Raw genomic sequence first — 22,002 nt, forward strand, 5'->3', positions numbered from 1 at the left:
CGACCGACGATGAGCGACACCGGCACGGCATCCGGTTCCGCGGCGGACGGCGAGGGCGTCCCCCACGACCTCGCCCAGGCGCGCGACCTGGCCGAGCAGCTGACGACCCGCATCCTCGAACTGCGTGACCAGTACTACGAGGGCAACGGCTCGACCGTGGCCGACGTCGACTACGACGCGCTCGTGAGGCGCCTCGACGCCATCGAACGGACCCACCCCGAACTGCAGAAGCCCGACAGTCCGACGCAGACCGTCGGCGGCCGGGCCGAGACCACCCAGTTCGCCCCGGTCGAGCACGCCGAGCGCATGCTCAGCCTCGACAACGTCTTCAGCGACGACGAGTTGGCCGAATGGGCCGGCAAGGTGCAGCGGGACGCCGGGGCCGAGCGTGTGCGATTCCTCACCGAGCTGAAGATCGACGGCCTGGCGATCAACCTGCGCTACGAGGGCGGGGTCCTCGTCACGGCCGCGACGCGCGGCGACGGCGTCGTCGGTGAAGACGTGACCGGCAACGTGCTCGCCATGGGCACGATCCCCGAGCGCCTCGAGGGGACAGGCCACCCGCCACTCGTCGAGGTGCGGGGCGAGATCTTCTTCCCGGTCAGCGAATTCGACGAGCTCAACGCCGCCCAGCGCGCGGCAGGCGAACGTGTCTTCGCGAACCCCCGCAACGCGGCCGCCGGCTCGCTCCGGCAGAAAGAAGAGGGCAAGAGCCCGGAGAAACGCGAGTTGATGCACGCTCGCCTCCGTCGCCTGCGCATGCTCGTGCACGGCATCGGTGCCTGGCCGGTCCGCGAACTAGAGCGCGCGACCGCGGTGCGGTCCCAGTCCGAGGTCTACGACCTGCTGGGGGGGTGGGGCCTGCCCATCTCGACCCACCACCGCGTCTTCGACACGGTCGACGAGGTCGAGGCGTTCATCCACGACTACGGGGTGCGGCGATCGTCCGTCGAGCACCAGATCGACGGCATCGTCGTGAAGGTCGACGACCTCGCCCTGCACGAAGAACTCGGCGCCACGAGCCGGGCCCCGCGGTGGGCGACGGCCTTCAAGTACCCACCAGAAGAGGTCAACACGACTCTGCTCGACATCGTCGTCAGTGTCGGCCGCACGGGCCGCGCCACGCCGTTCGCGGTCATGGAGAAGGTCGAGGTCGCCGGAAGCGAGGTCCGTCAGGCGACCCTTCACAACCAGCAGGTCGTCAAGGCCAAGGGCGTACTGATCGGAGACACCGTCGTGCTGCGCAAGGCGGGCGACGTCATCCCCGAGGTGCTCGGTCCGGTCATCGAGCTGCGCGACGGTACCGAACGCGAGTTCGTCATGCCCGTCGACTGCCCCGAGTGCGGCACCCCGCTTAAGCCTGCCAAAGAAGGTGACATCGACCTTCGCTGCCCCAACGCCGAGAGCTGCCCGGCGCAAGTTCGCGGTCGCGTCGAGCACATCGCGTCCCGCGGCTCGCTCGACGTCGAGGGTCTAGGAGAAGTAGCCGCCGCGGCGCTGACGCAGCCCGTCGAACCGGCCACTCCGCCGCTCCGCACCGAGGCCGGCCTCTTCAGCCTCACCATGGCCGACATCTTCCCCGTGCGGGTCGTCGTGCGCGACGCCGAGACCGGCATGCAGAAGCTCGAGGCGGACGGGCAGCCGAAACTCGTCACCCCGTTCCGCCGCAAGCGGGCCAAGCGCGACGGCGGCTTCGCCCCGACGGTCGCCGAGTTCTCGGGCGACGAGACCTCGGTGCCGTCCAAGACGGCGATCGAGATGCTCGCCAACCTCGAGAAGGCGAAGACCAGCCCGTTGTGGCGGATCCTCGTCGGTCTCAGCATCCGGCACGTCGGACCCGTCGCGGCCCGCGCCCTCGCGAACCACTTCGGCTCGCTCGACGCCATCCGGGCCGCGACACGCGACGAACTCGCCGCGGTCGACGGCGTGGGCGGCATCATCGCCGACGCGCTGCTCGCGTGGTTCGAGGTCGACTGGCACGTCGAGATCATCGATCACTGGACGGCCGCCGGCGTGCAGTTCACGACGCCAGGCCACCCCGGCCCGGGCGCTGCCGAGGCGGCCGGTGGCGTGCTCAGCGGGGTGACCGTCGTGGCCACCGGCAGCCTCGAGGGCTTCACCCGCGAAGGCGCCCTCGAAGCCATCGTCGAGGCGGGTGGCAAGGCCGCCGGCAGCGTGAGCAAGAAGACCGACTTCGTCGCGGCCGGACCAGGTGCCGGGTCGAAGCTGGCAAAAGCCGAGCAACTCGGGGTACGAATCATCGATGCCGAGCAATTCGCTGTCCTCCTTAAGGAGGGCCCAGAGGCTCTCGCTGTCCCCCAGACGGGGGGCAACGAGGCGTCGGATTCGTGATTCCCCTGGTCAGGTGGCACTTTCACTTCATAAGATGTGAGGACGTGTCGTTCTCCAGCAGTAGGGAGCCGGGGTACAGGCACGTGACGAGGGGGAAGACCCGACGTGCTGTTCCTCGCTGCGGCGATCATCTCTGCCTCGGTGCACCTCGCCGGGGTAGGAGGTGCCCCGGTCGCGACCGCCGTGCCGGACACCGCGGGTGAGCTCGACCCGGTCCCGACCGCCGTCGAATCATCCCCACACGGTGTCGCGGTGCGGGTGCCGACACGGGACGGGCAGGCCGAGCCCGAACTCGACGGCTGCCGTGAGGCCGAGGCGCCCACGTTCTCGGCCGAGGCCTGCCTCGACCAGCTGACCCGCGCCTCCTCGTCCGGGGTCACGCGGTTCGCCGCGACCCTGGACGCCGACGGTGACGACACGGCGTCACTCGTGACGGGGATCGGCGCGCAGGTGTCGCCCGAGGTGACGGCGGCCTGGTGGTCCGACCTGCGAGAGGATCGGCGCCGAACCCTCGCGCTTGCCGTGCCGGGCGTCGTCGGCAACCTCGAGGGCATCCCGTATTCGGTGCGGGACAGCGCCAACCGCCTGTTCTTGCGGGACGCGACCACGGCCATCGCGGGCCGCGTCGGGTCCGACGACGAGCGGCCGGACGACTCCCGACGTCTCGGCATGCTCCAGCAGGTGCGGGCGACCCTCGACGGCGCGACGCACGACGTGCCCTTCGCCGGGACGGCGGACCGGCACCTCGTCGCCCTCGACACGGTGCTGCCCGGCCGTGCGGCCGTCACCGTCGGCGACCTCGACACGGCCGACGACGTCAGCGTGCTCGTGCCCGGCATGCTGTTCACCGTGTCGGACCAGCTCGTCGACTGGACGAACACCGCCGGGTCCCTCCACGACGAGCAGGCCACCTGGGCGGCGTTGCTGGGTCGCGGCGGGGCGAACCCCGCACCGACGGTCGCCGTCGTGGCCTGGATGGGCTACCAGACGCCCGATCTGACGAACTTCTACGACCTCGGTCTGGCGCATCGGGGTGCCGGCCACCTCGAGGCCGCCCTCGCCGGGCTCGACGCGGCCCGACCCGCCGACGAGCCGCGCGTGTCGGTCATGGCGCATTCGTACGGGTCGACGACGGCCACGATCGCCCTCTCGTCGGGACATGTCGCCGTCGACTCGCTCGTCCTGCTGGGGTCGCCCGGAAGCGTCGTCTCCGGCGCGGGCGACCTCGCCGTGCGGGGCGACGACGTCTACGCGGCGGCCGGAAGCCTCGACCCCGTGGCGGGCAGCGGGTTCTTCGGGGCGGACCCCGCCACGGCCGCCTTCGGTGCGGTCGTGCTGCACATGGGCGGCGGCTCCGACACCGTGACGGGTCACGCCCTGGCCGCGGCGCTGGGGCACAACGACTACTTCCGCGCCGGCACCGAGTCGATGCGCAGCCTGGCGCTCATCGGACTGGGACACGGCGACCTCGTGGACGGTCGCGCCGGCGACCCCGGGCGGGAGGGCCCCGAAGCACCCGTGCTCACGCTGGTGCGCCCGCAGGACGTGTACTTCCGCGACTGAGGGGCCGAGGTCGTCACCCGGGCGAGCCCCGGGCGTCGGTGCCGCCCCGTAGAATCGTGCGGTAGCCCGCCGCGGTACCCCCGCACGACCACGTGAGAGAGAAGCATGTCCGAAATCACGCGCGAGCAGGTGCAGCACCTCGCCGGTCTCGCCCGCATCGCCCTCACCGAGGCCGAGATCGACACGATGACCGCCGAGCTCGGCCACATCGTCGACAGCGTCGCCAAGGTCCGAGAGGTCGCGACCGACGACGTCCCCGCGACCAGCCACCCCATCCCGCTCGAGAACGTGTTCCGGCCCGACGTCGTGGGCGAGACGCTCACGGCCGAGCAGGCGCTGTCCGGCGCCCCCGACCACGACGGCTCGCGCTTCCGGGTGAGCGCGATCCTGGGAGAAGAGCAGTAGCCATGACCGACACCTCCTCGCTCGTCCACCTGTCCGCAGCCGAGTTGTCGACCCGGCTGGCCGCCGGCGACGTCTCGTCGGTCGACGTCACACGTGCGCACCTCGACCGCATCGAGTCGGTCGACGGCGACGTCCACGCCTTCCTCCACGTCAGCTCCGCCGCGCTCGACACGGCCGCCGACGTCGACCGGCGTCGAGCCGCGGGCGAGGCACTCGGTCCGCTCGCCGGCGTCCCGATCGCCATCAAAGACGTCCTGTGCACGATCGACATGCCGTCGACCTCGGGCAGCAAGATCCTCGAGGGCTGGGTGCCGCCGTACGACGCGACCGTCGTCGCCAAGCTCCGTGCGGCCGACCTCGTGCCGCTCGGCAAGACCAACATGGACGAGTTCGCGATGGGCTCGTCGACCGAGTTCTCGGCCTACGGTCCCACGCACAATCCCTGGTCCCTCGACCGCATCCCCGGCGGGTCGGGCGGTGGCTCCGCGGCGGCCGTCGCCGCCTTCGAGGCACCGCTGGCCCTCGGCAGCGACACGGGCGGGTCGATCCGTCAGCCCGGCGCCGTCACCGGCACCGTCGGTGTCAAGCCGACCTACGGCTCGGTCAGCCGCTACGGGGCCATCGCCCTGGCCAGCTCGCTCGACCAGGTCGGTCCGGTCAGCCGGACGGTGCTCGACAGCGCGATGCTGCACGACGTCATCACGGGGCACGACCCCCGCGACTCCACCTCGCTCCGAGACGCCTGGCCGTCGTTCACCGCGGCAGCCCGCACCGGTCTCGCCGGCGGCGCCCTCGAGGGTGTCCGCATCGGTGTCGTCCGCGAGCTGAACGGCGACGGCTTCCAGGCCGGCGTCAAGGCACGCTTCGCCGAGGCGCTCGAGCTGATGAGCGCGGCAGGCGCCGAGATCGTCGAGATCTCCGCCCCGAGCTTCGAGCACGCGATCAGCGCCTACTACCTGATCCTGCCGGCCGAGGCGTCGAGCAACCTCGCCAAGTTCGACTCGGTGCGTTTCGGCCTGCGGGTCGTCCCCGAGGGCGGCGGCACGGTCGAAGACGTCATGGCCGCCACACGCGAGGCGGGCTTCGGCCCCGAGGTGAAGCGACGCATCATCCTGGGCACCTACGCCCTGAGTGCCGGCTACTACGACGCCTACTACGGCAGCGCGCAGAAAGTGCGCACCCTCGTGCAGCGCGACTTCGCCGCGGCGTTCGACCAGGTCGACGTGCTCGTGTCGCCGTCGGCACCCACGACGGCCTTCCGGCTCGGCGAGAAGATCGACGACCCCCTGGCGATGTACCTGAACGACATCACGACGATCCCGGCCAACCTGGCGGGTATCCCGGGCATCACGGTGCCGATGGGTCTGGCCGAAGAGGACGGCCTGCCGACGGGACTGCAGTTCATGGCCCCCGCGCGCGGCGACGCGCGCCTCTACACCTACGGCGCCGCCCTCGAGCAGTTGCTCGAGCAGGGCTGGGGCCACACGCTCATCTCGCGCGCGCCCGACCTGAGCGCGACCGAGCAGACCGCCGCCACCGAGGGAGTCATCTGATGGCCAAGGCAGACCTGATGGACTACGAGAAGGCTCTCGAGCAGTTCGAGGTCGTCCTCGGCTTCGAGGTGCACGTCGAACTGGCCACGAAGACCAAGATGTTCTCGGACGCCCCGAACTTCTTCGGCGGCGAACCCAACACCAACGTCACCCCGGTCGACCTCGGCCTGCCCGGCTCGTTGCCGGTGGTCAACGAGCAGGCCGTGCGCTACTCGATCAGCCTCGGTCTCGCCCTGGGCTGTTCGATCGCCGAGAGCTCGCGCTTCGCCCGCAAGAACTACTTCTACCCCGACAACCCCAAGAACTACCAGGTCAGCCAGTTCGACGAACCGATCGCGTTCGAGGGCGAGGTCGAGGTCGAACTGCCCGACGGGACGGTCTTCGCCATCCCGATCGAGCGGGCCCACATGGAAGAGGACGCGGGCAAACTGACCCACGTCGGCGGGTCGACCGGACGCATCCAGGGCGCCGAGTACTCGCTCGTCGATTACAACCGTGCGGGCATCCCGCTCGTCGAGATCGTCACCAAACCGATCATCGGTGCGGGCGCCAAGGGGCCGGAGCTGGGCGCCGCCTACGTCTCGACCATCCGCGACATCGTCCGTGCCCTGGGTGTCAGCGAAGCCCGCATGGAGCGCGGCAACCTGCGTTGCGACGCCAACGTGTCGCTGCGTCCGCACGGACAAGAGAAGCTGGGCACCCGCACCGAGACCAAGAACGTCAACTCGTTCCGGTCGGTCGAGCGCGCGGTCCGCCACGAGATCCAGCGTCAGGCCGCGATTCTCGCCGCGGGCGGCACCATCACGCAAGAGACGCGCCACTGGCACGAAGACACCGGCCGCACCTCGGCGGGTCGTCCGAAGAGCGACGCCGACGACTATCGGTACTTCCCCGAGCCCGACCTGCTACCCGTCGTGCCTCCGCGTGAGCTCGTCGAAGAATTGCGCCTCGCCCTGCCCGAGGCGCCGGTCGCTCAGCGTCGCCGGCTCAAGTCCGAGTGGGGGTTCGCCGACCTCGAATTCCAGGACGTCGTCAACTCCGGTCTGCTCACCGAGCTGGTCGAGACCGTCGCCGCCGGTGCGTCGCCGCAGGCCGCCCGCAAGTGGTGGACCGGCGAGATCGCCCGCCTGGCCAACGCCCAGGGCGTCGAGGCGTCGAGCCTCGTGTCGCCGCTCCAGGTCAGCGAACTCATCGCGCTCGTCGAGAGCGGCGAGCTGACCGACCGTCTGGCCCGTCAGGTCCTCGAGGGTGTCGTCGCCGGTGAGGGCAGCCCGTCCGAGGTCGTCGAGGCCCGCGGGCTCAAGGTCGTCTCCGACGACGGCGCGCTGATCGCCGCCATCGACGAGGCCCTGGCGAGCCAGCCCGACGTGCTCGCGAAGATCCGCGACGGCAAGGTGCAGGCCGCCGGCGCCGTCATCGGCGCCGTCATGAAGGCCATGAAGGGCCAGGCGGACGCCGCCCGCGTCCGCGAGCTGGTGCTCGAGCGGGCACAGGCCTGATCGACGTGACCACGGGCACGGCAGGGTGCGGCGCACGATGACCCTCGTCGCGCGTCTCCGCCCCGCCGTGCCCGTGGCGGTCGCCCTCGCCGGTGTTCTCGTCACGCTGGCGGTCGCCTCGCGTGTTCTGCCCGGTCGGGTCGTCATGGTCCACCTCAGCGAGACCGGAGGCTCGGCCTTCGCGGCCAGCCGAGGTGACCTCGTCCTGGTCGGGGCCGTCCTCGTGGTCGGCATCGTCGTGACCTGGCTGATCTCGGCCCTGTTCCTCGCGGTCACGCCCGTGCGCCACGTGCTCGTCCCGAATGCCGCCTTCTGGAAGCAGCCGGCGAACCGGGCCGAGATGAGGCGCCGGTACGCACGGTACCTCGCCGTGGCGACCGGTGCCTCCCTGTGGTTCGTCTCGGCGCTCTTCGTGCTGGCCATGGTCTCGCAGAGCGGACCCCTCGTCGTCTGGTGGCTGCCGGCGGCCCTGTCGGCCGCGTTCGTGCTCTTCGTCCTGGGTGGCCTGGTCTGGGTGTTCACGGCCGGGTTCGTTCCCACGTCGACCGGGGTCACGGCCAGAACGTCCCTGCCCGGTCGGGAGGCGCGGGCCGTGTCGAGACCGTCCGCCTCCGTGGTCGAGACCCCACGGCCCGGCCCCCCGGTGGTGCGACCGTCGCGTGCGAGCCCGCGTGCGACGGCGGTGACCCCGCGGACGAGCGCCGCGCCTCCTGCTCCCTCGCCCCGGCCGGGCCGTGCGCCCGGACGGGCGGCGACACCGAGCGGGGACGGTCCGCGCCAGGGCCCGCCTCGCCCCTACCAACCCCGACCCCGTTCTGGAGGCCCCCGTGGATGACGACCGGTACGGTGCCGACGTGCTCGCCGGCGACTGGAAGCGCTCGTCGAAGCCTGCTCCGACGCCGACCGACGCCGTGCGCGACCTCGTGGTCGAAGAGGTCCGGTCGGGTTTCACCGGCGCGATCGTGCGTGTCGAGGCCGGGACGGTCGAGCTCGAGGACTGGAAGGGCCGGGTGCGAGCCTTCCCGCTGACGGGTTCGTTCCTCATCGATGGCGCCCCGGTCGCCCTGAGGGTGCCACGGGCGGCGCCCCAGGGTCGGGCACGCACGGCCTCCGGCTCGTTCGCCGTCGAGAACGCCGGGGCCCGGGTCGCCCGACAGAGCCGCATCTTCGTCGAGGGGCGTCATGACGCCGAGCTGGTCGAGAAGGTCTGGGGCTCCGATCTGCGGGTGGAGGGCGTCGTCGTCGAGTACCTGGAGGGCGTCGACCACCTGGCCGACGTGCTGCGCGATTTCCGGCCGGGGCCGGAGCGACGCGTCGGCGTGCTCGTCGATCACCTCGTGCCGGGCTCGAAAGAGAGCCGCGTGGCCGAGGGCATCGCGCGGAGTCCCCTCGGTCGCCACGTGCTCGTGGTCGGGCACCCGTTCGTCGACGTCTGGCAGGCCGTCAAGCCCGGCCGGCTCGGCGTGGACGCCTGGCCCGTCGTGCCCCGTTCGGTCGAGTGGAAGCACGGCGTCTGCGAGGCCATGGGCTGGCCGCACGAAGACCAGGCCGACATCGCGCGGGCCTGGCAGCACATCTTGTCCCGCGTGCGCAGCTACGCCGACCTCGAGCCCTCGGTTCTCGGCCGGGTCGAAGAGCTGATCGACTTCGTCACGTCGGGCTGAACGCCGGCGTCGACCTCGAGAGGACGCTTCGGCACCCCGATCCCCGAGAATCGCCCGGGCGTGTCGGCCTCCGGGCCGCTTTTCGCCCTAGATTCGACGGCATGGCCGAGCAGATCGAGGGACGCGTCAGCTCTGCCGTCGACGCCTGGCTGCGGTGGCTGCCCCGATGGCACATCGGTACCGCAAGGGGGCGGACGCGACCCTGTCGGGTGTGCCTCGGTTCGCCCGTCGCCACCGCGGCCGGTTTCGACCACGACGTGCCGCACGCCGTGCAGCACGCGCTGCTGAACCGCATGCGGCAGATCGTCGACGACGACGTCGACGAGTACACGGCGCGCAACCTCCCGCTCGTCACGCGAGAGCTGCGACTCGCCGAGGCCCAGGAGGCGCGGGGTTACCGACCCGACCAGGGCCTCGACCCCGAGTTCCAGGGTCTCGACCTCGACCCCGAGCCCGAGCCGGGTCAGCCGTTCCTCTTCACGCTCGCCGGTCTCGCGGGAATGCCCGCGGACGACGGCATCGTTCCGCCCGACCCGACCGTCACGGGTGGGGAGCCGGCGGGGCCGACCGCCGAGGCCGACGTCGAAACGGCCTCGCAGGACGTCGACGAGCTCGACGGCTGGTTGTTGCCGCCTGATTGGACGACACCGACCGAGGCGGTCCCGCCCGGCGTGGCCCACCCGGCCGAACGACCGGAACACCCACCCGGACCGGCCCCACGATCCGAATCCCACCCCACGCCCGAGTCCGAGTACTCGGACGAGGCCAAGGCCGCCCTGCGACACGAGATCACGCTGGCCGGCGACCACGCGGAGGCCGTCGGCACGAGCCTGTGCCTGGCCCTCGTGCAGCATCGTTCTCGCATCGCCGAGGCGATCGACCGGCTGGTGGCCCCGCAGGTCGACGAACTGCTGGCAGAGTTGTCGCGCGCACTCGAGCAACCGCGGTCCCGCTGAGCCGGGAGCGCACGAGCCACGGCGGGTGCGGACGCCACGAGAGGAACCCGAGATGACCCGCCCCACCCCGACCTCGACCACGACGACCCGGCGAGGGGACGCGGGCCCGACCTGGTTGCCGATCGTCGTCGACCTCGTCGCCGTCCTGGCCTTCGTCGCGATCGGGCGTCGGAGTCACGCCGAGGGGCTCGACCTGCCCGGGCTGCTCGGCACCTCGTGGCCGTTCGTCGTCGGCGCGGTGGTCGGCTGGGTGAGTGTGGCAGGGGTCCGCTGGCCGCTGTCGGTCGTCCGGTCGGGCGCGGTGGTCTGGGTCTCGACCGCCGTGATCGGGGTGCTGCTGCGAGTGGTCGCCGGGCAGGGCGTGCAGCTCAGCTTCGTGATCGTGACGATCGTGGTGCTCGGCGTCTTCTTGGTGGGCTGGCGGGCCGTGGTCGCTCTCGTCCGCCGGGTGCGCGGCAGCCGGAGCTGAGCCAGCGGCGGCCTCCGCCCCGGGGTCAGCTGCGGCGTTTGGCGCTGTTGTCGAGGCTGGGCTCGTCGGTGAGCACGAGGCCGGACGAGCTGTTCGACGAGGTCGTCAGCTCGCTGAGCCAGTCGCGGTTGATCGACGGCACCCGGCCGCCGGAGTACTTGAAGTAGAGCGGGATGCCGGCGTCCAACCAGATGCTGCTGCGGCCGTCGCCGACCTTCTGTGTGTCGCGCCACGAGAAGAAGAACGACTCGCGTCGACGCAGCTTGGTCGCGATGACGATCTGCAGGTGTTCGAGCACGCGGTCCTCGAACTCGACCTCGATGCCCGAGGTGCCATAGATGAGAGATCCCATGGGGGTCCTGTTTCGTGAGTGGGGCCGGTGTCGGCAACGAGTCCGACATCTGTCAATGTACCTTGCGAACCGTCGTTCCCCGACAGCCGACCACGGGGTGACGTTGTGGGCGGATGCGCAGGCTGCGCCGCCATACTCGGGTCTGCCGATCCGTTGCGCCCCGAGCGCCCGACCGACCACCTGGGACCCATGACCTCGACAGCCCCCGTCCTCCGCGCCTCCTCGTCCTCGAGCCAGGAGGCCGTCGCCGACCTCGACGGCCTCGTCGGGTTCGCCGCCCGCATCATCGACGCCCTCGGCGAATGGGGGGTCGCCCTGCTGACCTTCGTCGAGACGGTCTTCCCGCCGATCCCGAGCGAGATCATCCTGCCGCTGGCCGGATTCCTGGCCGGCGCCGGATCGATGAACATCGTGCTGCTGATCGCGTTGAGCACCCTCGGCGCCTATCTCGGCGCCCTCGTCCTCTACGGCCTCGGGGCGGGTCTCGGACTCGACCGCAGCATCCGCTGGCTCGCCAAGCTGCCGTTGGTCGACCGCCACGACTTCGAGAAGGCGGCCGGCTGGTTCGAACGCCACGGCCGGTCTGCCGTGTTCTTCGGCCGGTTCATCCCGGGAGTGCGCAGCCTCATCTCGCTGCCCGCCGGGGCCGAACGCATGCCCCTCCTGGTCTTCTCCCTCTTCACGATCGTGGGCAGCGGCCTCTGGAACGGCGTGCTGATCGGCCTGGGCGCAGCCCTCGGCACCCAGTACGAGCTGATCGACCAGTACGCGAAGTACCTCGACTACGTCGTCTACGCGGCCATCGCAGGCGTCGTGGTGTTCCTCGTCGTCCGGTCCGTGCGCCGTCGCCGGGCCGGCGTCGACGACGCGTCGCGAGACGCCGTCGATCAGGACGTTCGCGGCTGACGTTCCGGCGCCGTCCAGGTGGGGGACCGGACCGGTCCGTAGCGTGGTGGGCAGACCGACGTCGCGCCCCGCGCGCGACACCGAGCACATGACCCGACAGGACACCACCATGGGATTCCTCGACCGCCTCCTCGGCCGTGAGCCGCAGCAGGGCCAGCCTCAGCAGCCCTCCGCCCCACAGGGCTACCGGTACGGGCAGCAGAGCTACGAGCAGCCCGCCGCGCCGCAGCAGGGGTTCGGCCAGCAGGGGTACGGCCAGCAGGCACCGGTCCAGACCTCGTCCGCCACCCCTGCCGGTGGTCCGGCCCGCAGCGAGGACGAGATCGCGGTCGAGCGCTATCGCTACCTGCTCAAGACCGCCCCGCCCGAGACGATCGAGCAGGTGCACGCCGAGGCGTTCGCGAAGCTCAGCCCGGAGCAACGCCGTCTCGTCTTCGACCAGCTGACGGCCGAGTCGAGCCCCGGCGAGGCACCCCGCGGCGACGACGCCGGCTCGCTCGCCCAGGCGGCGACCCGCTCCGAACTGCGTCGGCCGGGCACCCTCGAGCGCACGCTCGGCGGCGGTGCGACCGGCCAGCAGCAGGTCGGGCCGACCGGCCAGCCCGTCCGTCAGGGCCCCGGCATGGGCTCGATCATCGGCGGGTCGATCCTCGGCACGGTCGCCGGTTACGTCATCGGGTCGACCCTGATGAGTGCGTTCCTGCCTGACGCGGGGGCGACCGCCGACGGAGGCGCGGGCGAGGACGCCGGCGCCGACCAGGGCACCGAAGGCGACGGGGGAGCAGACGGTGGTGCGGACGCCGGCACCGAGACGGCCAGCGACGGCGGTGGAGACTTCGGGGCCGACGGGGGTGGCGACTTCGGCGGAGGCTTCGGCGATTTCGGTGGAGGCGACTTCGGCGGGGGCTTCGACATCTGACACCTGGGTGCGACCCGGGACGGCCCCCTCGACGCGGACTACCGTCGAGGGTCCGCCCACCACCCGCCGTCAGGCCCGAGGGAGCACCATGACCAGCACCAGAGTCGCCGTCGTCACCGGAGGATCAGCCGGCCTCGGTCGAGCCACCGTCCGAGAGCTCGCCGCACGGGGGTGGGACGTCGCGGTGCTAGCACGTGGCCAGGACGGCCTGGACGGTGCCGTCCGCGACGTCGAGGCCGCCGGGCGTCGAGCGGTGGGCATCCCCACCGACGTGGCCGATCGGAGCCAGGTCGAGTCGGCCGCCGACCGGGTCGAGGCCGAGCTCGGTCCCATCGACCTGTGGGTCAACGACGCCATGGTCGGCGTGTTCGGCGAGTTCCTCGAGACCGATCCGGACGACTTCGAGCGGGCGACGGCCGTCAACTACTTCGGCTTCGTCAACGGCACCCGGGCGGCGCTGTCCCGCATGGTGCCTCGCGACCGCGGTCACGTGATCCAGGTCGGGTCGGCCCTCGCGCACCGTGGCATCCCGCTGCAGGCCTCGTACTGCGGCGCGAAACACGCCGTCCAGGGCTTCACCGAGTCGGTCACCACCGAGCTGATCCACAACAAGAGCTCGGTGCGCATCAGCACGGTCGACATGCCGGCGCTCAACACGATCCAGTTCAACTGGGTGAGGTCCACCCTGCCCGACCACCCCCAACCGGTACCGCCCATCTTCGAGCCCGAGGTCGGGGCGCACGCCATCGCCGACGTCGCCGACAGGCCACGTCGTCGCACCTGGCTCGGGGAACCCACCGTCATGACGGTGCTCGGCAACCGGTTCGTCGCGAACTTCCTCGACGTCTACCTCGCCAAGAGCGGGTACTCGGGTCAGCAGGCGCCCGACAAGAGCGAGCCCATGCTGCCCGACAACCTCTACGAGCCCACGGCCGGCGACCAGGGCGCGCGCGGCATCTTCAGCGACCGAGCCCGCAGCACGAGCCCCCAGGTCTGGTACACCCGTCACCGTGGTCTGACCGTGGGTGCCGTGCTCGGGGCCTCAGCGGCCACCGCCGCCGCCGTCGTGGGCCGGGTGAGCCGGGGGCGTCGCGCATGAGCGCCTCCCCCGAGGTCGACGCCGTCGTCATCGGTGCGGGCCCGAACGGGCTCGCGGCGGCCGTCGTGCTCGCCCGGGCGGGCCTGCGCGTCGAGGTCCTCGAACGCGCCGACACCATCGGTGGCGGCGCGAGGACGCAAGAGGCGACCCTGCCGGGATTCCGCCACGACATCTGCTCTGCCGTGCACCCCATGGCCCTCGCCTCGGGTTTCTTCCAACGCTTCCAGCTCGACCGCCGCATCGAGCTGACGGTGCCCGAGGTCTCGTACGCGCACCCGCTCGACGGCGGACGGGCGGGCATCGCCTATCGTGACCTCGACCGGACGGCCGAGGGGCTCGGCAGCGACGGAGCCGCATGGACGCGACTCCTGAGAGGTCTCGTCGAGCGTGAACCCCGCATGTCGAGGTTCACGATGCGCGAGCTCGTCCGCATGCCGGACGATCCGGTGACCCTCGCCCGGTTCGGACTGTCCGCTCTCTCGCAGAGCGGCCCCTGGTGGAACGCCGGGTTCTCGGGTGACGAGGCCCCCGCCATGCTCGCCGGGGTGATGGCACACGCCATCCGGCCGATGCCCAGCCTGTCCACGTCGGCCGCGGGGCTCGTCCTGGCCGTCCACGCACACGCTCGGGGCTGGCCGGTGCCGACCGGGGGGAGCCAGTCGATCGTCGACGCCATGGCCGACGACGTCCGGGCCCACGGAGGCACGATCACGACGGGTGTGGACGTCACCTCGATCGACGAGCTGCCCACGGCTAGGGCCACGATCTTCGACACCAGCGCGCGGGCCCTGGCCGACATCGCGGGCAGCCGTCTGCCCGACCGGTACGAGCGTGCCCTCCGCCGCTTCCGGTACGGCAACGCGGCCGCCAAGGTCGATTTCGCGTTGTCGGGGCCGGTGCCCTGGGCGAACGAGGAGGCGCGGCGCAGCCCGACCCTGCACCTCGGGGGGACGCGCGCCGAGATCGCCTCGGGCGAGCACGACGTCGCGTCCGGCCGACACGCCCGCACACCCTACGTGCTGGTCGCGCAGGCCGGTGTCGTCGACGGCACGCGGGCGCCCGAGGGGCAGCAGTCGCTGTGGGCCTACACGCACGTGCCCCGCGGCTCGACGGTCGACCAGACCGAGACGGTCATCGCGGGCATCGAGCGTTTCGCCCCGGGGTTCCGCGACACGATCCTGGCGACGCACAGTCGTTCGGCCGTCGAGCTCGAGCGGCACGACCCGAACTACATCGGGGGCGACATCGCGTCGGGGGCGCCGAGCGTCTGGCAGCTCGCGGCGCGACCGGTCCTGTCGCGAGAGCCCTGGCGCACACCGACGCCCGGCCTCTACCTCTGTTCGTCCTCGACCCCGCCCGGCCCCTCGGTCCACGGTCTCGGAGGGGCCTACGCCGCCCGCAGTGCCCTCAGGCACGAGTTCGGCATCGACCGGCTGCCCTACCTCGGTCTCGACGCCTGACCGCCGTCACGACCGACGCACATCCCGTCCCCATCACTGCGAGGATCTCTCCATGAGTACCACTCACCGCTTCATCGAGGCCTCTCCCCACGACGTCTTCGACGTGCTGGGCGACGGCTGGCTCTTTCCGAGCTGGGTCGTCGGCTCGGCACGCATCCGCGAGGTCGACCTCACCTGGCCGAGCGTCGAGGCCACCATCCACCACTCGTTCGGCGTCTGGCCCCTCGTCATCGACGACGTGACGACGATCCTCGAGTGGGACCCTCCCGTCCGCGCCGTGTTCCACGCCAAGGGGTGGCCGATGGGCGAGGCCCGGGTCGAGATCGACGTCCGCAATCGCATGGGCGGTTGCTTCGTCACGATGACCGAGTACGCCGTGGCCGGCCCCGGCCGCCTCGTGCCGAGACCGCTGATGGACCCGCCGTTGCACTGGCGCAACAAAGAGGCGCTGCAGCGTCTGGCCTGGCTGGCCGAGGGACGTGTGATCGATCGCGTCTCGCCCAGTTGACCCGCGCCTCCTGACCGGGCCTTCAGGGCCCGACCGCGTCGCGACGACCGATCTCCGACCGCCTCATGGCCGAGGAGGTGCGGGTGCCGTCTCAGCGCTCGGCGAGTGAGTCGCGCACCTTGCGTCGCAACACCTTGCCGATGAGCGACCGGGGCAGGTCGTCGACGACGACGATGCGCCGCGGCACCTTGTAGGGCGTGAGGTGCTTGCGGGCGAACGAGCGCAGGGCTGCGACGTCCACGTGGACACCCGGCTTCGTGACGATCGCGGCGGCGACCTGCTCGCCGCCGGGCGTCGGCAACCCGACGACCGCTGCCTCGGCCACGCCCTCGAAACGGGTCAGCACCTCTTCGACCTCGGACGGCGAGACGTTGAACCCGCCGGTGATGATCAGCTCTTTGATGCGATCGACGACGCGCACGAAGCCGTCGTCGTCGATCGTGACGATGTCGCCGGTGCGGAACCAGTCGCCGTCGACGAAGACCTCGCCCGACTCCTTCGGCTTGCGGTAGTACCCGCTGAACACCTGTGGGCCCCGGACGATCAGCTCGCCGCGTTCGCCGGCCGGCACGTCGACCGTGGGGTTCTCGGGGTCGACGACCCGCACCTCGGTGCCCGGCAGGGGCAGTCCGACCGTGCCGGCCCGGCGCGTCGGCCCGACCGGGTTGGCCATGAGCACCGGTGAGCACTCGGACAGGCCGTAGCCTTCGACCAACCAGCCGCCGGACTCGGCCTCCCACGGTTCGACCACGTCGGCCGAGAGGGGCATGGCGCCCGAGATGGCGACGTCCACGCCCTTCAACGACACACCGGCGTCGAGCGCTGCCTTCTGCAGGCGGGCGTAGATCGGGGGCACCGCGGGCAAGAAGGTCGGCGGGTGCTTCTTCATCACCTTGAGCACCAGTGCCGGGTCGAAAGCCGGGAAGAGCACGAGGCGGGCCCCCATGCTCATGGCGAAGGTGAGGCAGAGCGTCAGGCCGTAGGCGTGGAACATCGGCAGCACGGCGTAGACGACGCAGGTGCCCCGCTCGATGGTCGGTACCCAGGCCTGCGCCTGGGCGGCGTTCGAGAGCAGGTTGTGGTGCGTCAGCTGGGCACCCTTGGGTGCTCCCGTCGTGCCGCTCGTGTATTGGATGACCGCGAGGTCGCCTGTGGCCGGCCGGGGGTGCTTCGCCTTGATGCGGGACGAGCCGACGATCTTCTCCCAGGGGGTGGTGCCCGACACGGTGGTCGTCAGGCGTTCGCGTGACTGGCGGGCTTTCTTGATCGGCAGGGCCAGGGCGGCACGGGTGGCGAACGGCATGGCCCGGGTGACGTCGACCGAGACGAGGTGCTCGACGGCGACGTCATCGGGGAAGGCCTGGATGGTGTCGACGACCTTGTTCCACGCGATGGCGACCTTGGCACCGTGGTCCTCGAACTGGTGCCGCAGCTCGCGCGGCGTGTAGAGCGGGTTGTGCTCGACGACGATCGCCCCGAGACGCAGCACCGCGTAGAACGCGACGACGTGCTGCGGGCCGTTCGGCAGCACGATCGCGACCGTGTCGCCGTGCCCCACGCCGAGCCTGCGCAGTCCCTCGGCGGCCCGCGAGATCTGGTCGACGAGCTCGGAGTAGGTCGTCTTAGCCCCGAAGAACTCGAGCGCCACCGCCCTCGGGTAGCGCGCCGCGGAGGCCTCGACCAGGTCGAGCAGCGAGCCGTCGACCGGTTCGAGGTCGTGCGGCACGCCGGGTGCGTAGGAGTCGAGCCAGGGACGAGCGCTGTCGGTGGTCACCGGGCCACTCTATCGACCGCCGGGCGTACCCCGTCGGCTCGGTGCCGGCTGGCAACCTGACCGCGGACGAGGAGGCGCGGCGCAGCATGGTGCTCGACATCACGAGGAGAGGAACGACACATCGTGAGCAAGGTCTGGTTCATCACCGGTGCATCCAAGGGCTTCGGCCGCGAGTGGGCCGAGGCGGCCCTCGAACGCGGAGACAAGGTCGCGGGCACCGCACGGAAGATCGACGACGTCACGCCCCTCGTGGACGCGTACGGCGACTCCTTCTTGCCCATCCAGCTCGACGTGAACGACCGTGCGGCCGACGTCGCCGCGGTGCACCAGGCGGCGGAGCACTTCGGCCGCCTGGACGTCGTCGTGAACAACGCCGGCTTCGGCCACTTCGGCATGATCGAGGAGATCACCGAGGACGAGGCCCGCGCCCAGCTCGAGACGAACCTGTTCGGCGCCCTCTGGGTGTCGCAGGCCGCGCTGCCGATCATGCGCGAGCAAGGCTCGGGCCACATCGTCCAGGTCTCGAGCATCGGCGGGATCAGTGCCTTCCCGACCGTCGGCATCTACCACGCCTCGAAGTGGGCCCTCGAGGGGTTCAGCCAGTCGCTGGCGCAGGAGGTCGCGGGGTTCGGCATCAAGGTGACGCTCGTCGAGCCCGGCGGCTTCTCGACCGACTGGTCGGGCCCCTCCGCCTCGCGCAGCGACGAGCTCGAGGCCTACGCCGAGGTGCGAGAAGCCGCGTCGAAGCGCCCCTCGGCCGCCGACCCGGGAGACCCGACGGCCACCCGCTCGGCCATTCTGAAGGTCGTCGACGCCGACGAGCCGCCGCTGCGCATCTTCTTCGGCAAGGCGCCGCTCGAGATCGCCACGAAGGACTACGAGTCGCGCCTCGAGACGTGGAACGAATGGCAGCCCGTCTCGGTCGAGGCCCACGGGAACTGACACTCGCCCTGTCACGCACGCCGCGCCTCCTGCCCCCTTGCCGGGACGCAGGAGGCGCGGCGTGCGTCCGCTGGGACACCTCCGCGGGCCGTCTCGCGGCTCACCGGTCCTTGAACCATCGGACGAGATCGCGGCGGCGGATCGTGGCCGTGGTCAGGGCGGCGGCGAGGACCGCTCCGGCAGCGGCGGCCAGTGGTGCCGCCGTGAGGAGGTGCGCGGGGGAGTCGACGAGGGAGCCCGCATCGAGCAGCAGGGTGAGTGCCGTCAGTCCCGAGGCGACGACGGCCCCGCAGACGGCCCAGGCCGCGGTCTCGACGACCACCACGGCGAGCTGCGCCGTCCGGCTCTGACCGGCCTGACGGGCCCCGCTGAATTCGAGCCGTCGGCGACGGACGGACACGATGCCGAGCACGGCGGCCGTCACGGCGGCGACGGCGGGGGCCCAGCGGGTGAGGCGCTCGCCGACGGCGTCGGTGTCGAAGATCGACCCGAGCGACGCATTGAGCTGGCCGAGCGACAGGGGTGCCGTCGGACCGGCCGACGACGATGTCGTGGACCTCAGGAGGTCGTCGGTGCTGCCGCCCTGCGGCCAGGCACGGGCCCAGCACTCGTCGAACGGGCGTGACGCGTCGCCGGGCAGCAGCACGGCGGACGAGAGGCGGCTGTCGCGGCCGTCCTCCGGGTGCACGAAGACCCCCGCGACGGGCAGCGGGCCCTGCGGTGTGCCGAGCTCGTCACCTGCGGCGGCTCCGAGGCGATCGGCGAGCGTGGGGGAGAGCCAGGCGCCGGCGCGCCCGTCGGAGTCGGCGATCAGGGCCGCCAGACCAGGGGTGACCTCGAAGGTCGACAGCGTGGCTCCGGGCAGGGCGGTGAGCGCGAGGCCGGGTCCCGGGCGGAGGGCCCCGGCGGCGAGGACGTCGCCGTGCCCGGCGAGGGCGTCGCAGGCGGCGCCGTCGATGCCGCCTTCCAGAGCGGCGGTGCGGGTCGCGGCGCCCGAGGCGACGTAGGCGGAGGCGTCGCGGGTCAGGGACGCTACGGTGCCGACGTCCGCGGCGCCGGCGATGCCGGTGGTGGCGGCGAGCAGCACGGCGAAGGTCGCGAAGCGGGTGGTGCCGGAGCGGATGTCGCGGCCGGCCTCGCTCAGCACGCTCGAGAGTCTCACGGGGTCGTCTCGACGGCGTGCGGTGCCGGCTCGGTGTCGGGATCGATTCCGGTGGCACGGTCCGTGGGACCGAGCTCGATCACCCGGGTGCAGGACTCACGGGTCTGAGGGTCGTGGGTGGCGACGACGACCGTCGCTCCGTCGTGGGCCGCGGCGCGCAGGCGGGCGTTGACCGTCGCGGCGGATCGTCGGTCGAGCTGTGCGGTGGGCTCGTCGACGAGCAACAGGTCGGGTCGGGTGGCGACGGCCCGGGCGAGCATCAACCGTTGTGCCTCGCCGCCGGACAGGTGGGCGAACGGTCGGTCCGCGAGCGGCAGCAGGCCGAATCGGTCGAGGGTGTGGCGGGCGACGGGTTCGACGTCGCGTCGTCGCGAGCCGTCGGTCAGCAACGGGAAGACGACGTGGTCGAGGGTGCTGCGCCCGGGGACGCCCCAGGGGTTCTGGAACACCCAGCCGGTGCGGGCGACGCGGGTCAGGTCGATGGTGCCGGCGGTGGGAGCGAGAGTGCCCGCCAGCACGGACAGCAGCGACGACTTGCCGCAACCCGAGGGGCCGCAGACGGCGACGACCTCGCCGGGGTCGAGGTGGAAGCTGAGGTCGCGGAACAACTCGGGGCCCTGCCCGTGTCGCAGGGCGATCCCGTGGGCGGTGACCGCCGGTCGCGGGGTGGCATCACCCGCAGGAGGCGCGGCGGTCGTCGACACGGAGGCTCACCTCCGTCGGTGGCTCGGTGCCCTCGGGCAGCCGGACGAGCGAGGCGCCGAGGGTCGAGCCGACGACGTCGACCGGGACGGTGCTGCCCGGCAGGGCGAGGCAGCCGGTGCCGGGGTCGTCGCCGGTGCGGACGGCCGCGGCGGGGACCTGGAGCACCGGGATCGGGTCGTGCAGCACCAGGGTGGCGGGGACGGCGTCGTCCTCGGCGGCCACGAGTTCGGTGAAGCCCTCGGCGCCGGCGAGGGTCGCCAGGAAGGCGGGTTCGGTGCTGGAGGACCCGTCGGTCATGGCTCCCGTCACCCCGAGCACGGTCAGGTCCCTCGCCCCCGGGGCGAGGTCTCTCGGAATCGACGACAGCCGCACGGCGGTGACGGCGGCGGGTGCCGAGGCGAGCTCGTCGCCTGGTTCGAGGGTCGAGCCGAGGTCTGCGCACTTCATGACGGGGGTCGAGACGCGGGGGAGGCGGACGATCTCGTCGAGGGGGAGGACGAGGGACCCGTCAGGGCGGGTGATGCCGACTTCTTTCAGCAATGCCGCCACGGCGCGGGCCGTGCCGGGGCCGAGACGGCCGTCGCTGCCGACGGAGCGTCCGAGTCTCGTCAATTCGTCTTGAAGGGCGCGGACGTCGGCGCCGCGGTCGCCGAGCTGGAGATCGCGGTAGAGCGGCACGTTCGTGTTCAGGCCGAGCAGCGGGCGTTCGTCGACGTGGGCCACGACCGTGCCCGAGTCGAGGCTGCCCCCGGGGGTGCAGGGCCGTCGCGTGAGGACTCCGCCGACCGGGCTCGTGACGGTGGCGGGGTCGCCGCTGACGAACGAGACCTGCACCTTCCGGCTGTCGTCGAACGTGCTGGGCGTCGCCGGCGCCGTGTCGCCCGGCGTCGCGGTGGCGAGCACCGAGGGAGGTTCGACGGATGCCAGTCCGACCGCGAGGCAGACCCCGGCTGCGAGGAGCGCGACGGCGCACACCGCTGCGACGGCGAGGACGGCCCGGGATCGTCTCACGGTTCGACCTGGATGCCGAGACCTGCGTTCTCGAAGCATTCCTGCGCCTCGGGTGAGTTCACGTCGAAGGGGAAGGGGGATTCTGCGAGTTCGTCGAGGTCGGATCGAAAGGCGTCCTCGTCGTAGGAGTCGGGTGTGAGTCCCCTGTCGGCGAGACACCTCACGACCTGTGTCTCCGGGTCGGCCAGGAGCTCGGGATTGCCGTTCTGAATGGTGAAGAGGCTCTCGATGGGGGCGAGCTGTCCGGCGCAACCTTCCGCATCGTCGCTGAAGGCGTCCAGCTCGTCTTGGGAGTCGGGGAACGGACCTGTCTCGGCCAGGGTCCCGTTCTTGCGCCGCTCGTAGTTCAACTCGTGGCCGAGGTCCGACATGCAGCGGTCATACATCGCGTGTGCGGCGTCGTAATCGCTCTGCGTGATCGATCCGGACTCGATCGCTCGTTCGAGGACGTCGATGACGAAGGGGTCGGATTCGTGCTCGAGCTGTTGCTCGAAGAGCTCGGTGAGGCTTCCGGCGACCTTCTCGAGATCGGTGTCCGTCGAGGGGGTGGGTTCGGCCGTGCAGGCTGTCGTCGTGACGAGGAGGCCGATGATGATGAGGGAAGGGGCAAGGCTGCGCATTGTCGACTGTCGATTCGTGAGGGCCGGGGGATGTGAGGATGCGGCGAGCCCCATCGGCTCGCCGCACCGGCTCAGCGGAAGAG

21 protein-coding genes are annotated in these 22,002 nt (G+C 71.4%); 15 read left to right on the top strand and 6 right to left on the bottom strand.

Going from position 1 to position 22,002, the window contains the following annotated elements:
* Positions 1-9: 9 nt before the first annotated feature.
* From ligA to HRF36_RS11430, 9 genes are all read left to right on the top strand, one after another.
* Positions 10-2,352 (top strand): NAD-dependent DNA ligase LigA, encoded by a 2,343-nt coding sequence (gene ligA / locus HRF36_RS11390; RefSeq protein WP_173209829.1) that lies wholly within the window; start codon positions 10-12, stop codon positions 2,350-2,352.
* Positions 2,353-2,457: 105 nt separating this feature from the next.
* The gene (locus tag HRF36_RS11395) at positions 2,458-3,915 is read left to right on the top strand and encodes an alpha/beta hydrolase (RefSeq protein WP_173209831.1); all 1,458 of its coding nucleotides are present in this window, start codon (positions 2,458-2,460) and stop codon (positions 3,913-3,915) included.
* 105 nt (positions 3,916-4,020) lie between these two features.
* Positions 4,021-4,320, top strand: a complete 300-nt coding sequence (gene gatC, locus HRF36_RS11400) for an Asp-tRNA(Asn)/Glu-tRNA(Gln) amidotransferase subunit GatC (RefSeq protein ID WP_043594160.1) — start codon at positions 4,021-4,023, stop codon at positions 4,318-4,320.
* Positions 4,321-4,322: 2 nt separating this feature from the next.
* Positions 4,323-5,873, top strand: a complete 1,551-nt coding sequence (gene gatA, locus HRF36_RS11405; RefSeq protein WP_173209833.1) for an Asp-tRNA(Asn)/Glu-tRNA(Gln) amidotransferase subunit GatA — start codon at positions 4,323-4,325, stop codon at positions 5,871-5,873.
* Positions 5,873-7,372 carry an Asp-tRNA(Asn)/Glu-tRNA(Gln) amidotransferase subunit GatB gene (gene gatB, locus HRF36_RS11410; protein ID WP_173209835.1) on the top strand — a complete coding sequence of 500 codons (1,500 nt, stop codon included), beginning with the start codon at positions 5,873-5,875 and terminating at the stop codon, positions 7,370-7,372. The genes gatA and gatB overlap by 1 nt, the downstream gene beginning before the upstream one ends.
* A 37-nt stretch (positions 7,373-7,409) precedes the next feature.
* Positions 7,410-8,207 (top strand): hypothetical protein, encoded by a 798-nt coding sequence (locus tag HRF36_RS11415; protein WP_173209837.1) that lies wholly within the window; start codon positions 7,410-7,412, stop codon positions 8,205-8,207.
* Positions 8,200-9,036 (top strand): DUF3097 domain-containing protein, encoded by an 837-nt coding sequence (locus HRF36_RS11420; protein WP_371740125.1) that lies wholly within the window; start codon positions 8,200-8,202, stop codon positions 9,034-9,036. The genes HRF36_RS11415 and HRF36_RS11420 overlap by 8 nt, the downstream gene beginning before the upstream one ends.
* Before the next feature lie 101 nt (positions 9,037-9,137).
* Entirely contained in the window at positions 9,138-9,992 is an 855-nt protein-coding gene (locus tag HRF36_RS11425; RefSeq protein WP_173209838.1) for a spermidine/putrescine ABC transporter substrate-binding protein, read from the top strand.
* Between the two features lie 52 nt (positions 9,993-10,044).
* Entirely contained in the window at positions 10,045-10,461 is a 417-nt protein-coding gene (locus HRF36_RS11430; RefSeq protein ID WP_173209840.1) for a DUF3054 domain-containing protein, read from the top strand.
* A 25-nt stretch (positions 10,462-10,486) separates the two neighbouring features.
* On the opposite strand, the gene HRF36_RS11435 is transcribed toward HRF36_RS11430, so the two are convergent.
* The gene (locus tag HRF36_RS11435; protein WP_173209842.1) at positions 10,487-10,813 is read right to left on the bottom strand and encodes an ATP-dependent DNA ligase; all 327 of its coding nucleotides are present in this window, start codon (positions 10,811-10,813) and stop codon (positions 10,487-10,489) included.
* A 189-nt stretch (positions 10,814-11,002) separates the two neighbouring features.
* On the opposite strand from HRF36_RS11435, the gene HRF36_RS11440 reads away from it, so the two are divergent.
* The 5 genes from HRF36_RS11440 to HRF36_RS11460 all read left to right on the top strand — a co-directional run bounded on the left by HRF36_RS11440 (position 11,003) and on the right by HRF36_RS11460 (position 15,705).
* On the top strand, positions 11,003-11,719 hold the full coding sequence (locus tag HRF36_RS11440) for a DedA family protein (protein WP_173209844.1): 717 nt from the start codon (positions 11,003-11,005) through the stop codon (positions 11,717-11,719).
* Between the two features lie 88 nt (positions 11,720-11,807).
* Positions 11,808-12,638: a hypothetical protein gene (locus HRF36_RS11445; RefSeq protein ID WP_371740126.1), complete on the top strand. Its 831-nt coding sequence runs from the start codon at positions 11,808-11,810 to the stop codon at positions 12,636-12,638.
* A gap of 88 nt (positions 12,639-12,726) precedes the next feature.
* Positions 12,727-13,737, top strand: a complete 1,011-nt coding sequence (locus tag HRF36_RS11450; protein WP_173209846.1) for an SDR family oxidoreductase — start codon at positions 12,727-12,729, stop codon at positions 13,735-13,737.
* Complete coding sequence (locus tag HRF36_RS11455; protein ID WP_173209848.1) at positions 13,734-15,197, top strand: NAD(P)/FAD-dependent oxidoreductase; 1,464 nt, start codon at positions 13,734-13,736, stop codon at positions 15,195-15,197. Before HRF36_RS11450 ends, HRF36_RS11455 begins: the two co-directional genes overlap by 4 nt.
* A gap of 52 nt (positions 15,198-15,249) precedes the next feature.
* Entirely contained in the window at positions 15,250-15,705 is a 456-nt protein-coding gene (locus HRF36_RS11460; RefSeq protein WP_173209850.1) for an SRPBCC family protein, read from the top strand.
* A gap of 91 nt (positions 15,706-15,796) precedes the next feature.
* Here HRF36_RS11460 and HRF36_RS11465 read toward each other — a convergent pair whose 3' ends face one another.
* Positions 15,797-17,479, bottom strand: coding sequence for a long-chain-fatty-acid--CoA ligase (locus HRF36_RS11465; RefSeq protein ID WP_173209852.1), 1,683 nt, complete (start codon positions 17,477-17,479; stop codon positions 15,797-15,799).
* Positions 17,480-17,602: 123 nt separating this feature from the next.
* Here HRF36_RS11465 and HRF36_RS11470 point away from each other — a divergent pair, with 123 nt between their 5' ends.
* Positions 17,603-18,421 carry an SDR family oxidoreductase gene (locus HRF36_RS11470; RefSeq protein ID WP_371740127.1) on the top strand — a complete coding sequence of 273 codons (819 nt, stop codon included), beginning with the start codon at positions 17,603-17,605 and terminating at the stop codon, positions 18,419-18,421.
* A 100-nt stretch (positions 18,422-18,521) separates the two neighbouring features.
* Here the strand turns inward: HRF36_RS11470 and HRF36_RS11475 are convergent, their stop codons facing one another.
* The 4 genes from HRF36_RS11475 to HRF36_RS11490 are packed head-to-tail and all read right to left on the bottom strand — an operon-like array spanning position 18,522 to position 21,919.
* The gene (locus tag HRF36_RS11475) at positions 18,522-19,583 is read right to left on the bottom strand and encodes a hypothetical protein (RefSeq protein WP_173209854.1); all 1,062 of its coding nucleotides are present in this window, start codon (positions 19,581-19,583) and stop codon (positions 18,522-18,524) included.
* The gene (locus tag HRF36_RS11480) at positions 19,580-20,287 is read right to left on the bottom strand and encodes an ABC transporter ATP-binding protein (protein ID WP_371740128.1); all 708 of its coding nucleotides are present in this window, start codon (positions 20,285-20,287) and stop codon (positions 19,580-19,582) included. The genes HRF36_RS11475 and HRF36_RS11480 overlap by 4 nt, the downstream gene beginning before the upstream one ends.
* Complete coding sequence (locus tag HRF36_RS11485; RefSeq protein ID WP_173209856.1) at positions 20,256-21,299, bottom strand: peptidoglycan-binding protein; 1,044 nt, start codon at positions 21,297-21,299, stop codon at positions 20,256-20,258. The genes HRF36_RS11480 and HRF36_RS11485 overlap by 32 nt, the downstream gene beginning before the upstream one ends.
* Positions 21,296-21,919, bottom strand: coding sequence for a hypothetical protein (locus HRF36_RS11490; protein ID WP_173209858.1), 624 nt, complete (start codon positions 21,917-21,919; stop codon positions 21,296-21,298). The genes HRF36_RS11485 and HRF36_RS11490 overlap by 4 nt, the downstream gene beginning before the upstream one ends.
* Between the last annotated feature and the right edge of the window lie 83 nt (positions 21,920-22,002).

Origin of the sequence: Frigoribacterium sp. VKM Ac-2836 (assembly GCF_013248995.1) — a bacterium.
In the GTDB taxonomy this organism is placed as follows: Bacteria; Actinomycetota; Actinomycetes; order Actinomycetales; family Microbacteriaceae; genus Frigoribacterium.

Bases quoted from the DNA above. Each gene is read 5' to 3' on its own strand.
- HRF36_RS11440 (WP_173209844.1), top strand. From the start codon at position 11,003: ATGACCTCGACAGCCCCCGTCCTCCGCGCCTCCTCGTCCTCGAGCCAG.
- HRF36_RS11450 (WP_173209846.1), top strand. From the start codon at position 12,727: ATGACCAGCACCAGAGTCGCCGTCGTCACCGGAGGATCAGCCGGCCTC.
- gatA (WP_173209833.1), top strand. From the start codon at position 4,323: ATGACCGACACCTCCTCGCTCGTCCACCTGTCCGCAGCCGAGTTGTCG.
- HRF36_RS11455 (WP_173209848.1), top strand. From the start codon at position 13,734: ATGAGCGCCTCCCCCGAGGTCGACGCCGTCGTCATCGGTGCGGGCCCG.
- HRF36_RS11430 (WP_173209840.1), top strand. From the start codon at position 10,045: ATGACCCGCCCCACCCCGACCTCGACCACGACGACCCGGCGAGGGGAC.
- HRF36_RS11415 (WP_173209837.1), top strand. From the start codon at position 7,410: ATGACCCTCGTCGCGCGTCTCCGCCCCGCCGTGCCCGTGGCGGTCGCC.
- ligA (WP_173209829.1), top strand. From the start codon at position 10: ATGAGCGACACCGGCACGGCATCCGGTTCCGCGGCGGACGGCGAGGGC.
- gatC (WP_043594160.1), top strand. From the start codon at position 4,021: ATGTCCGAAATCACGCGCGAGCAGGTGCAGCACCTCGCCGGTCTCGCC.
- HRF36_RS11435 (WP_173209842.1), bottom strand. From the start codon at position 10,813: ATGGGATCTCTCATCTATGGCACCTCGGGCATCGAGGTCGAGTTCGAG.
- gatB (WP_173209835.1), top strand. From the start codon at position 5,873: ATGGCCAAGGCAGACCTGATGGACTACGAGAAGGCTCTCGAGCAGTTC.
- HRF36_RS11460 (WP_173209850.1), top strand. From the start codon at position 15,250: ATGAGTACCACTCACCGCTTCATCGAGGCCTCTCCCCACGACGTCTTC.
- HRF36_RS11445 (WP_371740126.1), top strand. From the start codon at position 11,808: ATGACCCGACAGGACACCACCATGGGATTCCTCGACCGCCTCCTCGGC.
- HRF36_RS11490 (WP_173209858.1), bottom strand. From the start codon at position 21,919: ATGCGCAGCCTTGCCCCTTCCCTCATCATCATCGGCCTCCTCGTCACG.
- HRF36_RS11425 (WP_173209838.1), top strand. From the start codon at position 9,138: ATGGCCGAGCAGATCGAGGGACGCGTCAGCTCTGCCGTCGACGCCTGG.